Source organism: Paenibacillus sp. ALE2 (assembly GCF_054113385.1).
Genome location: NZ_CM134213.1, coordinates 3119344 through 3132406, shown reverse-complemented (window position 1 = coordinate 3132406; position 13063 = coordinate 3119344). Strand labels below are relative to the sequence as shown.

Annotated in this window: 8 protein-coding genes; all 8 read right to left on the bottom strand. The window is 45.4% G+C overall.

What is annotated here, in order from left to right:
- Positions 1–160: 160 nt before the first annotated feature.
- The 8 genes from ACXHJ1_RS13700 to ACXHJ1_RS13665 all read right to left on the bottom strand — a co-directional run bounded on the left by ACXHJ1_RS13700 (position 161) and on the right by ACXHJ1_RS13665 (position 12950).
- Positions 161–925: a LytR/AlgR family response regulator transcription factor gene (locus tag ACXHJ1_RS13700; RefSeq protein ID WP_044787231.1), complete on the bottom strand. Its 765-nt coding sequence runs from the start codon at positions 923–925 to the stop codon at positions 161–163.
- Entirely contained in the window at positions 922–2583 is a 1662-nt protein-coding gene (locus tag ACXHJ1_RS13695; RefSeq protein ID WP_174820839.1) for a sensor histidine kinase, read from the bottom strand. Before ACXHJ1_RS13695 ends, ACXHJ1_RS13700 begins: the two co-directional genes overlap by 4 nt.
- Positions 2584–2609: 26 nt before the next feature.
- Positions 2610–3596: a S66 family peptidase gene (locus ACXHJ1_RS13690; RefSeq protein WP_457904769.1), complete on the bottom strand. Its 987-nt coding sequence runs from the start codon at positions 3594–3596 to the stop codon at positions 2610–2612.
- 182 nt (positions 3597–3778) lie between these two features.
- Positions 3779–5275 (bottom strand): methyl-accepting chemotaxis protein, encoded by a 1497-nt coding sequence (locus ACXHJ1_RS13685; protein ID WP_457904768.1) that lies wholly within the window; start codon positions 5273–5275, stop codon positions 3779–3781.
- Between the two features lie 207 nt (positions 5276–5482).
- Positions 5483–6124, bottom strand: coding sequence for a 50S ribosomal protein L25 (locus tag ACXHJ1_RS13680; protein ID WP_044787235.1), 642 nt, complete (start codon positions 6122–6124; stop codon positions 5483–5485).
- A 228-nt stretch (positions 6125–6352) separates the two neighbouring features.
- Positions 6353–8881 (bottom strand): type I pullulanase, encoded by a 2529-nt coding sequence (pulA, locus tag ACXHJ1_RS13675; RefSeq protein WP_457904767.1) that lies wholly within the window; start codon positions 8879–8881, stop codon positions 6353–6355.
- A 267-nt stretch (positions 8882–9148) separates the two neighbouring features.
- Positions 9149–10804, bottom strand: a complete 1656-nt coding sequence (locus tag ACXHJ1_RS13670; RefSeq protein ID WP_457904766.1) for an amino acid ABC transporter ATP-binding/permease protein — start codon at positions 10802–10804, stop codon at positions 9149–9151.
- Positions 10797–12950, bottom strand: coding sequence for a DUF454 family protein (locus tag ACXHJ1_RS13665; RefSeq protein ID WP_457904765.1), 2154 nt, complete (start codon positions 12948–12950; stop codon positions 10797–10799). Before ACXHJ1_RS13665 ends, ACXHJ1_RS13670 begins: the two co-directional genes overlap by 8 nt.
- Positions 12951–13063 lie beyond the last annotated feature (113 nt).

The following is a 13063-nucleotide window of genomic DNA, read 5'->3' as shown; positions in this document are numbered from 1 at the left end:
CAGCATCCAATTGTTATGATGATAACCGTGAATCCAATACGCTTTGCACCTGTGAAAGAGCAATTCTGTAAGGATTCTGTTTACACGGTTATTATAACCCTGCATGTCAGCCAGAAATCGTTTGAGGAATGAAATGCACATATAGCGGAATGAAATGCCTTTAAAGTCGCATAATTTGCCGAAACTCCTTGGCCTTACTGCGACTCACCGGAATTTCTGCTTCTAGTCCACGCAAGCGCAGGAGATACGTATGATTGAACCAAGGTACAATTTCACGGATTTGCGACAGATTAACCGTATACGATCGGTGACAGCGAAAGAAGTCCTGCTGCGGCAGGCGGGCATGAAATTCCGAAATGCTCATCGGCATCGTATATTCTTCGTGCCTTGTAAAGACACGAGTTACCTTTTCCTGCGCACACGCATAGTAAATATCGTTTGCATCCGTTACGATAATTTTGTCATTTTTCAGCAGATTAATACGCCCCGGAGCAGCAACGGTACTGGTTTCAGCAGCTCGGGGTTGCCCTGCCTGGACAGGTTCCTGTATTTGAGCGTTTCGCTGCTCATAAGCATTTTCGAGCTTATGCAGCATGGATGCGATCCGTTTTTCATCATATGGCTTGAGAATGTAGTCGAACGCCTCCAGTTCAAAAGCCTGCGCCGCATGTTCTTTATAGGCGGTCGTAAAAATAATATAGGGCTTTTTAGCAAATTTGCTAATGTTCTGTGCCAATAGCATCCCGTCCAATGAAGGAATGTTAATGTCCAGAAAGATCGCATCCGTCTCCTGATCTTGCAGAAACCGGAACACATCCAGCCCATCCTCAAAACTATCGGTCACCTCAATGTTGCTATGAGTCTGAATAAGATACTCCAGCTCTTCACGCGCTGGAAGTTCGTCTTCTACAATTATGGCCTTCATGACTTCTCCTTTGGTATGTCAAAATATACTTCGGTGCCCGGATCATGTTTAAGAATAATGACTCCTTCACCGTACATAAGCTTGAGTCTTCTGTGCACATTGTACAAGCCGATCTGTTTAGCCGGAACTTGATCATGATATAGGTTATCCACTACATCGTCCCGTATACCCACCCCGGTATCAGCTACAGAAATACGCACCTTTTCGCCACGGTCTTTTACAGAAATGGTTACTGTACCTGGCCCTTTTTTCTTGAGGATTCCATGATTAATCGCATTCTCAACTAGGGGCTGGATAATTAGGCTCGGAATACGCACGGACACCTCATCCATTACATACTCCACCTGAAGCCGATTGCCGAAGCGAGCTTTTTCAATTTCTACGTAATCCGACACCTGTTGAAGCTCCTTGTGAATTTCGATCAAATCATCATTCAGCTCCAAATTATAACGCAGATAGCCTGACAAATTGATAATCAGCTCTCGCGCCTTATCCGGTTTGGTGCGCGTCGTTGAGGCAATGGCATTCAACGCGTTGAACAGAAAATGAGGGTTGATCTTCGTCTGGAGTGCCTTTAACTCGGCCTTATTCGCCGCTTCCTTAATTTGCTCCACACGCGACACTTCCATTAACGTGGAAATGATCTGAGACAAGCCAATCGCCATCGTCTGCAACGGATACGTGATTTTATAAGCTTTTCGGTAGTAAATCTTTAGGGTTCCGGTTACTTCTCCCCGCTCCTCTAACGGGATAATGAGCAGAGACTGGATTTGGGGCGTTTTGTCGTCAGCAATATGGTTGCGGATCGTGATTTTACCACTGCGGATCGTCGATTTAGTCACATCGCTAATAATTTCATCCCCGATATGATAGCGTTCTTCGCCAAATCCGACATAAGCCAGCACATCTCGGGTATCCGTAATTGCCACCGCGTCTGCCTTGATGTCTTCTTTTATAATCGAGCAAATCGTATGCAAGGATTCCGCATTAATCGAACGAAAATAAGGCAACGTCTTGTTGGCAATATCCAATGCCAGCTTGGCCTGTCTGGCTGCGATATTCTCCTTTTCCCCCTCTACACTTTGGATCAATAGAACGATTAAACCGATACTGACCTCTCCGATAATCATCGGTAGACCGATCTTGGAAACGATGTCCACACCAAGGCCGTGAGGTTGTGCCATTACCAGAATGAGCAGCATCGTCAACGCTTCACAGACCATACCTGCGGCGATACCAACCAGCCATCTCTTGGAACGATTCACCCGGCGACCGATATATCCTGACACCACACCTGCCAGAATACTTGTAATCAGACACGGAATCGAGGTCACTCCCCCGATATCAATTAGATAACGATGGATCCCCGATACAATACCTGTAATGATCCCAACCCAGGGTCCGAACAAAATACCGCCCGCCATAATTGCAATGATTCGAACGTTAACCAGCGAGCCTTCAACTTCAATCCCGGTGTAGGTACCAAACAGGGCAAACATACAGAAAATCAATGTTAGTAAAGTCAGCTCTGCCGGAGAATGACTGTTCTTCTGCAAGGTTTCCTTAAATCGAGGGATACGTGTAATAAAAAACAAACAAATCAGCAACAATGCTGCGCGCTCAAAGAGCTGCATCAGCATTTCCAGCAAGGCGTTCACATGCGTTCCTCCCAAATAAAAACCCATTATTCACATATTTCAATTCCTACCCTGCCATTACGGGCACGAATAAGCACCTTCCCGCCAATCGGATATGTAAACTGCGGCGTGGTATGACCAAAATCGACATCTGCAATCACAGGAATAGATGCCAATTCTCTTTTCGAACGAATGATTTGCCGCAGCAATTCTTCTGTCATATGCGAAGCCTTCTGAAATCGACCTATGATGATTCCTTTAACCTGATCAAATTCAGGCTGGTGCAACAATGATTGCAAATCCCGGTCAAATGTAGCGGGAGAGCTTTCGTAATCATCCTCAACAAACACTATGGTTCCTTTTAGACTTGGCATGTATGGGGTTCCCTGTAACAAATTCAGAGTACACAAGTTTCCGCCCACAATCGTACCCTCTGCTTCGCCTTCATGAATCGCATATGGACCCGCATTGCGGTGAAAGCTTCTTTGATCCTGATCCTGATACCAAGCATCGTCACTCCACTCTGGCGACGATTGGATTTGAATGCTACCCTCTTCCAACATTAACCTTTGGAAATAAGTCGTCGTATATTCATTTCCTCGCAACATGGCGAACGTCAAAAAGTGAGGTCCTGCATACGTGATAAGCCCTGTTCTGGCATAAATCGCATGGCTTAACGCCGTTATATCCGAATAGCCACATAATCGTTTAGGATGAGTGCCGATCAGATCATAATCCAGATGGGCTAGAAGCTGATTGGCATTATAGCCCCCAATTGAGGTCAGAATGCCCTTTACCTTTGGATCGACAAAAGCTTCGTGCAAGTCAGCTACTCTAGACTCTATCGAAGAAGATGCAAAATCATCGTTTTCCAGCACATGCTGCGAAAAGCTCACTTTAAACCCAAGCGTCTCGAGTCTATCCTGAGCAATCAGTCGATTTTCCTCCGAAACAATAGACAAGCTTCGGGATGGCGAAAGAATACGTATCTCGTCTCCAGCTTTTAATTTAGGTGCTTGCTTTCCCATCATCATCGTCATTCCCCCTTGTTACAAAGCATTTAAACTGCCACAAATTATACCATCAACTTCCATCTAATTATAGCTTCTAAAACTCCCCACTTCATTCCCTTCTTCCCAATAAGAAGTAAAAAACCGGGGATACCGCTTGTTAGCGATAAGCCCCGGATCTCTAGTCCGATGATGATGCTTTTCGGTTATTTACTTTTGCCGATTTCACTAGAGCTGTTGTTCTCATTCTGATCATGGACCAGCTCTTTCAACTGAATAATCAATGCCTCCAGCTCACTAAATCCCGCCACCATATTGGAGGTTATATTTTGCTGCTCTTCTACTCCAGCCAAAATTTGTTCAGACGCTGCACTTGCTTGTTCTGTCACACTGGAAAATTCCATCATCTCTTGAACGACCTGAGACGAAAATTGTTGCATACTATTCGTACTGGACTCTACCTCCACTGCCTGCACCAATACTTTATTGGCATTTTGCAGGATATCTTCCAGTACAATTTCGGTCGAATGTGCCGACTCCATGCTTTGCTGTAATCTTTCCTGTCCCATGTCAAATTGGCTTACGACGGAATCCATCTGAGTTCTCAGCTGCTCCAAAATACCCTCCATAGCCACTGAGGTGTTCCCAACCATTTCAGCCAAATTACGCACTTCTCCAGCCACGATCGCAAATCCTTTTCCATGCTCTCCCGCTCTGGCGGCCTCAATGGATGCATTCAAGGACAGCAAATTGGTTTGCTTTGAGATTTGAGTAATATCTTTAAGCATGGCAGACATATTGTCACTCTGCAATTTAAACTCATCCAATTCTTCTTTGGTACGACTCATCACCTGACCCAAATCTTTAATTTGAGATGTTAATGCAAGCAGTTGACTGCTGCCTCTACCCCCGGCATTTTTCGTATCTTCAGAGAGCTGCTTCAGCTCCCGGGAATGATCGGCAACCTCGCGCACATGCCGGTCAGACTGAGCCAAGTTATCGGTTACCTCAGTGATATTCGAAGCCTGCATCTCTACCCCTTCGGCAACCTCCTGAAACCCGATGGCAACTTCATTCGTCACAATGCCTGTAGCATCCACTTGATTCCTGAATCGTTCTGTAAAGCTATGTAATCCCGCTACAGCTTGCCTCACTTGCTCAAACAGAAATTCAATACGTTGCCTTGTGACATCCATATTTTTATTTTGTTCCTCCGTTATCTTAAACTGCTTTTGGTTTAACACCGATACCACTAGCAATAGTAACCCAATCAGCCCTACAATAATAAATTCATGTACATAACGCAAAGAACCGGTAGCTGGCAGAGTTGCAGGCGTACCGATCGTAATTTGTATAAAAATATTACATAGATTTAAAGTCATAGCTACCAGAAAATATGGATAAGATGGGTAGAGTAACAACAATGAACAAATAAAGATCGTAGTCACTACCTCCACGCTAGATAAGTTCACAAATATACATATTAATGCACTATAAAATGTAATAATCCAAGGAATAAGCCGGATTCCTATCTTTTGTATATTCAGAATCGTCAAAACCGCCGCGACTACTAATCCTACACCGCTAGATATCCACATCGAGGGATTAGATATTGCCGGGACGATGCTGCTCAAAGTCATAATCCAAAAAATAATGATCACCAATTTGTTTCTTTGCCACAACAATTCATTCGTTCTGTCCATGATTGTGTACGCGCTCCTTAGAGATATATTAGGTATTTATAAAATAAAAATGTAAATGCCATACTATATATATCGTCATATCAGAACGCGTATTGAATGATGGTCGTACTTTAAAGAGAAAAACCGCCCCCTAACAGGGAACGGTTTTAATTCACGGTTTGATCATCTTCTTTAATTGGCAGACGTTCAATGTGCCTGCTGAATCCATTAAGATTCCTTGTTTTCGGAAGCCTCTTCAGCGCCTTCAGTTGCCGCTGCATCACCTTCCACAGCAGCATTTTCTACTTCGACTGCACGCGGAACGATCACGGATGCCAGCAACTCCTCTTCAGAGACATGCAGCGTCACGCCTTTAGGAAGCTTCAAGTCGCTTGCGCTCAGCTTGTCGCCAATATCCAGTGCGGATACATCCACTTCAATGGTGGACGGCAAGTCAGAAGGCAAACCTTCAACCTCGACTTCTGTTTCTTGAACTTGCAGAATACCGCCTGATTTTGTACCTATAGGTGTACCCTGATAATCAATCGAAACACGCACACGAAGCGGTTTGTTTTTGGAAATCTTCAAAAAGTCGGCATGCAACCATTGGTTGTCACGCTGTTGATAATCTTTAATAATGACTGGAATCGTTTCTCCGCCTTCTACTGTGAGATTAAAAACCTCTGAACGTCCGGTTCTGATTACTTTATTAAATTCCTTGGCATCGACATGTACAGGGGTTCCCTCGATTTCAGAGCCGTAAACCACAGCTGGAATCCGTCCTTTTAACCTCAATCCACGAATGGCCGAACCCTTCTTCTCTGTTCTCGGCTGGGCGGTTAGTTGAATACTTCCTCCATTAGAACTCATGATATACAACCTCCTTCAGGTTACCTTACAAATGATTTTCCTCCAAGAATCTTGCTTGTTTACCAGTCGTACTACAGAATATAAGCCAGCAAGCTGGCAAAACTAAACAAGTCCATAATTCTATTTTACCCCTTTTTTCTGAAACTGACGCACATTTGCATAAAAAAATAGCATTTCTCGAAATGATCGATAAATGCTATTTCTCGTGTGGCAACCAAGCATACAAGTCTATCCCGCCCGGTTATCGTTAACCAGTAATAAATATTCCTCTCTGCCACTATGAATCAATACCTGCATCACAGACTGGGTCGGATCTACATCAATATATCGATCTGCCTCCACATCCTTGGCATCCCAGTGATTCAGTCGGACAATGTAGCCAATTCGCTGTACATCAGGAGCCACCCGAATGCGGGCTACTGCCCGACCATCATCCCAATCGTGAAATTCAACATGTCCGTCCTGGTGTCCGGTGCCCCATACCCACACATTCCAGCCAGAGTATTGCCGGTCTGCACGCTCGTAGATCAGTTCAATCGTACGAAACGGAATAACCGCTCTATCGTTTCCTCGCTGGGCATCTGTCATTGCTGTACCTGCAATCTCTTGATTCGTCCCCTCATCTAAGCCCTTCGTTTCGTTATCCACTTGCTCGTTAGCTTGATCTTGCTCAGTCAAAAAGGAGGCTTGGGGAGGTCCAGCCTGATCATACAACACCATCATCGACCAGCGCGATACAGTCACACGATGGCCTACCACTTCATAGCGTGTCTCATTCCCGGCCCCGTGTGCATCCACGACCACATGCCAACGATCCGATTCCGCAGGCAATGATATTGTCTGCTCTGTATCCGAACCGTTATAAATCACCACAATATGATTCCAGGCATCGCCGTTAGCATGATGCCTCAATGCAAAAGCCACCACATGCCCACTGCTTTGTAAGACTTCCATATGCTGCTCCACCAGCTCACGCTGATCCATACGGAATGCCGGGTGACTGCGCCGCAAAGCAATTAAGCCCTGGTAGTAATCAAACACGGATCGAAACCTCGCCTTGTTATTCCAACGGATGGCATTCACTACATCAGAGCTTCGGTAGCTGTTATGGTCTCCATATTTGGAACGCAGCAGTTCATCCCCTGCATGGATAAAAGGAATACCTTGCGATGTCAGAATCATGCCGTTAGCCAACAGAGACTTACGTACAGTTTCGTTTTCAAGTAGGTTACTTTCATCCAGTTCCTGATACGGGTCTGCTTCAGCTACGGCTTGTTCGGCTGTCCTTCCATCTTTGGGGTTCCCCTGCTCCCATTGCGGAAAACGACAGTTCTCCCGTACATGTCTCACCGTCAAAATTTTATCCCACAAATTGAGATTATCGTGGGCCGTTACATAATTGACGGACTCTGATGGATGAGCTGTAAAATCATAGATAGCTCCAAAAGCACCTTGAAGTACCCGTTCCTCCTGATTTTCCGCCCCCGTAGCAAACCCATTCCCGGTACCGTCGCTATCTCCCTTAATGGCAGAGCGGTAATTGTCGTTAAAAACGGCAAAGCCCTTATCCCGCTGCGTTCCTTTTAATGTAAGCAAAGGCTGCGGGGACTCCCCACCCGTCCAAGGCTCACCATAGATCAGCAGATCGGGACGTATTTCAGCGCGAAGCTCTCGGGTAAGCTGCTCTACAGTCGGTGTATCAATTAACGCCATCAAATCAAACCGGAAGCCATCTATGTGATATTCCTCTGCCCAATAGCGTAGTGAATCCTTGATATACTTGCGCACCATCGGACGTTCGGTTGCCAGTTCATTACCTACACCTGATCCATTGGTGAGCTTCCCTTGCTCATCCGTACGGTAATAATATCCTGGTACAACCGGCTCAAACGGACCCTTTTCCACCGAATACGTATGATTGTACACAACATCCATAATGACACCAATGCCAGCAGTATGCAGAGACTGTACCAGCCGTTTCAGCTCTCGTATACGCGTCTGCGGGTCAGCTGGATTAGAAGAGTAAGATCCCTCCGGCACATTATAATGCTGCGGATCATAGCCCCAGTTATATTCAGTTCCTAATTCCGAAAAGTCATTCACCGTATGAAAGTCAGCCACTGGAAGCAAATGAACATGTGTAATGCCCAGCTCCAGCAAATGATCCAGTCCGACACTGTTACCCTTGACATCCGTTAATCCTGTATACGTAAAGGCTGCAAACCGCCCCTGAGCAGTAGATAAATCTTTTATACCCGTATTAAAATCGGGGTCCATCGAAAAATCACGCACATGAAGCTCATAGATAATAGCATCTGTCGTACGCTCAAGTACGGGGCCCTCATCCTGTTCCCATCCATCCGGGTTCGTTCGATCCAAATCAATGATAGCCGTACGTTGCCCGTTGGCTGATACCGCTCTGGCATATGGGTCGGTAGCATAATGAATGCTGTGGTCCGCCCACTCCAGCCTGTACATGTAATAATATCTGTTCCAGTCGCCTTCCAGCTCTATAGACCATACTCCGTGACCATCACGATTCATGAGAAATTCCTGACCACCGCCGTGCTCCTGAACGATTCCTTCATGATCGTACACCCCTGCGTCGGTATACAACGCGATATGAACCTGCTGTGCAGTCGGTGCCCATACCTTAAATTTGCTGCCCGCAGGCGTATAAGTAAGACCCAAATCATAGCCTTCATATATGGGATATGCTGTGTGCTCAAGTCCCTTGAGCTGATTGAAATCAGACATTCCTGTTCACCACCCATTTCTATACATCGGCTTATAGCCTCTGTTCATCCATCATTTATGATGTTTATGACTTGTCAATATACCTCAGGATTTGCAAAATCCTCACCTCATAGGCTATCAAAATAAGACAAGCTTGAAAAGCTGGATGATTTAAATAAGGATGACGCTCCCATTTCAACACGCACACTCCATTTTATGACAAAACGATGAACAGGCTACAGCTTTCGCCTTCAAAGCATCACATTTATTTCCCAGCTTTCATCACGTTCAGGAGAGTCGACGGTTATCCATTTGAAAAATTTCGTCAGCCATTCGCATAGTGGAGTTTCGATGCGAAACAAGGATAATCGTTTTGTCTTGTTGCTGTTCTTTTAACGATTTTAAAATAATCGCTTCGTTCAAACTGTCCAAATTGCTAGTTGGTTCGTCCAGCAGTAAGAGGGGCGCATCATGAACAAAGGCTCTGGCCAGCCCCAAGCGCTGGCGTTCTCCCCCAGACAGCCTGTCCCCCAACTCTCCGATTCGGCTGTCATATCCTTGAGGCAATGTCATAATAAAATCGTGTACTGATGCCTTACGGGCTGCTTCCACAACCTGTTGATGTGTAGCATCCGGCTTTCCAATTTTGATATTAGCTGCTATGGAATCGTCAAACAGGAATGTATGCTGATCGACGTAGCTTTGCAAGCTTCTCAAATGTCGGGTCTCAATGTCCTTCAAATCGTGGTCAGATAGTAAAATCCCACCCTTCTGCGGGTCCCTGAATCGCATCAGCAACTTCAGCAACGTTGACTTACCGGACCCACTTTTACCCTGAATACCTATAATTCGCTTGTGTGGTATCGTGAGACTTACATCATTCAGCACCGTTTGACCATCGTACGCAAAAGTCACCTTGTCTATCTGCGCTCCAGTAAAGCCAACGGTCATTCCATTCATATTTTCTTCTACCTCCGGGGTCTCCTCCAGCAGACTTAGCACTCGCTCCCCGCTTGCCAGCGTTTGAAGCAAATTGTTGGACAAATTGCTCAGTGCGACCACCGGACCAAATGAACTAAACAGAGCAATGACTGAAATCAGCATACTTGTAAAATCCATCTGTCCTTTAGACATGCCATACAATCCAGCTAGCAGCATCAAGAATGAAAATCCGACTACAGCTGTATCTGTGACTGCTCTTGTGATGCCTTCATGATGCTTCAAATCCTTCTGCTTGGCATCTAACTGATCCGTACGACGGTTAATTTCATTTAATCGTTGTTTTCCTTGCCCATATTGCACAATTTCCTTCATCCCACGTAAGCTGTCCAAAAAATAACTGCTCAGCTGGCCGAAGCTGCTCCGGTATTCCATCCCTTGGCGCTTGCCCATACGTGTCGTAAGTAGGGGAATAAACAAACCGACGGTTATGTAAGCAAGCGCAGCGATCCAGCCTAGTAAAGGCTCATAAGAGCCTATAAAAAATACCATGAGCAGTGAAGTGATGATGCCAATCATAACAGGCGCTATCGTATGCGCATAAAATACTTCCAGCAGCTCAATATCACTTGTAATCAGCGATATCAGATTCCCTTTGTCCTTGCCTTCAAGCTTGGCTGGGGCCAATCTACGCAAGGCTTGAAGCACCTTGTCTCGCAGCACAGCCAGCAGCTTGAAAGCGAGATAATGACCACTCATTTGCTCGCCATAACGAAATACACCGCGCAATACAGCACATAGCACGATGGCAGTCAGCAAAAATGTCATGCTGTAGCCTGTCGTGATGCCCGTTGCTGTCAGTAGGGCAAGGGCCCCGTACACAATAATGCCAATAGCACAAACAAAGCCAAGCACTCCTGTAACAATCGTGATAAGCAGCACAGGTAAAAGAGGTCCTGCCAAGACCAACAATTGACCCATGATTCGTAAACCGGGTCTACGCATATACTGCACCCCCTTTTACAAACTGTTCCATCCGATGCTGACTGAGATACATCTCCGCATAATGTCCCTGCTGGCTCAACAGTTCCTGATGCGTTCCGGATTCTGCCACCAAACCATTTTGCAGCACATAAATACAATCAGATTGGATCACGTTTTCCAGTCTGTGAGAGATGAGAATCACTGTTTTTTGACCTGCCAGTGCATGTATGACCTCCATGATTCCTTCCTCACTCTCAACATCAATGTTAGAAGTAGCCTCATCAAAAATATATACATGACTGTCGTGCAGCAACGCTCTGGCCAGTGCTAGACGTTGACGCTGTCCTCCTGACAGATTCGCACCCTGCTCCTCTATCTCTGCTTCCAATCCCCCTTCGGAGAGAATAAAATCATACAGTTTCACTTGCCGCAATGCCTCCAGCATTTGTTGCTCATCCGCGTGCTCATTGCCCATTCTCAAATTTGCTTCGACGGTGCCTTTAAAAATATAGCTGTTAAAACCGATCCAGGTCATATGACGCATGCGGCTTTCTTCCGAAATGAAGGTCAGTTCGGTTCCTCCGATCGTCAGGCTTCCTTGATAACCCTCATGATGTCCAACGATCAATCCGGCTACCGTACTTTTACCTGAGCCTGATTCTCCAACAATGGAAACGAAGCTGCCTTGAGGAATGTCCATGGTTATATTACGCAAGGTATCTCTTTCGTCGTAAGCAAAATTTACCCGTTCCAATCGAATGTCTGTAGCTTCTATGCTTTGTTGTCCTTGTACAAGATCCTCTGTACTCAACATTTCGAATATTTTGTCACTTGCTGCCATTCCGTTCATGGCAATATGAAAGTAGGAACCGAGCAGACGAAGCGGGATGAAAAACTCTGCCGACAGCAACACAATGATGAGCGCTCCCGCCAAGCCAATGTGACCCGAAGAATATTCGCTAACCGCGACCAGCACACCTGCGGCGGCACCACCAAATGCGATAAGATCCATGACAGCTACGGAGTTTAACTGCATGGTCAGGACTTTCATTGTCATTTTGCGAAAATCCTCAGCCGCTGTGTTCATTTCCTGATGTTTATTCTGATCTGTCCCATAAATTTTGAGCGTAGTCAGACCTTGTACATTTTCCAAAAAGCTGTGGCCCAAATTGACGTAGCTGCCCCAATATTTCCGAAACAGCTTTTTAGCCATCCGCATAATAACAATAATGGACACTGGAATTAAGGGAACGCAGATCAATAGAATGATAGCCGCTTTGAAGCTGACAAAAGAGAGGGTGATGAACAACGTTACAGGTGCAAGCAGACTATAAAATAGCTGAGGCATGTATCTACCAAAATAGGTTTCAAGCTGCTCCACCCCTTCTACAGCAACCTGAATAACCCCTGAGGTGGAGGTATGATCCGTATAAGAGGATCCCATCTTTAACAGCTTGCTGTAAATCTGCGAGCGCAGCGTTTTTTTAGCATTGATTGAAGCCCGATAGGACAACATACTGGCTGCGTAATTACTCAGGAAGCGAACGGCAATGGCAGCAATAACAATGACTGTCATGGATAGAATTAGCTGGCGAGTTACTTGTCCTTCCCATGCTTGCTGCATCACAAAGGCCATAGACAAAACGGCGGCTATACTCCCTAAAAGACCGATCCACTGTACGAGCACACCCAAGATGATATATTTTCGAGAATGCTCCACCAGGCCTAGTAGACGACTGTCGACCATTTTAGACCTTTTTTTCGGAGTAGGGACGGCTTCAGATGAAGACGGAGTTTCCGCCTTACCTTCCCTCACAGTTCCGACTCGGAATATAAAATAATAATATTTGAACAGGATGACCAAAACGATGAGCGCCTTGCCCCACACAATGGGGGTAAAGATAAAGCCTGTAATGAGCATAGCTGACGCTAAGCCCAATGACGTAATTTTTGTAGACAGCTTCAACGACCTGGTTTGTACAAAACTTTCCAGATACTTATGGTACAAAGATGTATTCGAAAACCACTGATGAATCCTTTCAGACCCCCGCATAAAGAAAAAGGTTGCCAGCAGCAGAAACGGTGTAGTCGGCAGCAACGGCACCACTACGCCAATCACTCCAAGCGCCAAAAATAAAAACCCTAAGGTAATATAAATCGGTTTCACTGTAATCCCCCTAATATATATACTGTTAATGATATTTTATAGATAATGATAATCATTATCAATATATATAATTTAGTCAGGTTGTTATGTGATGTAAATCACGCATATAAAAA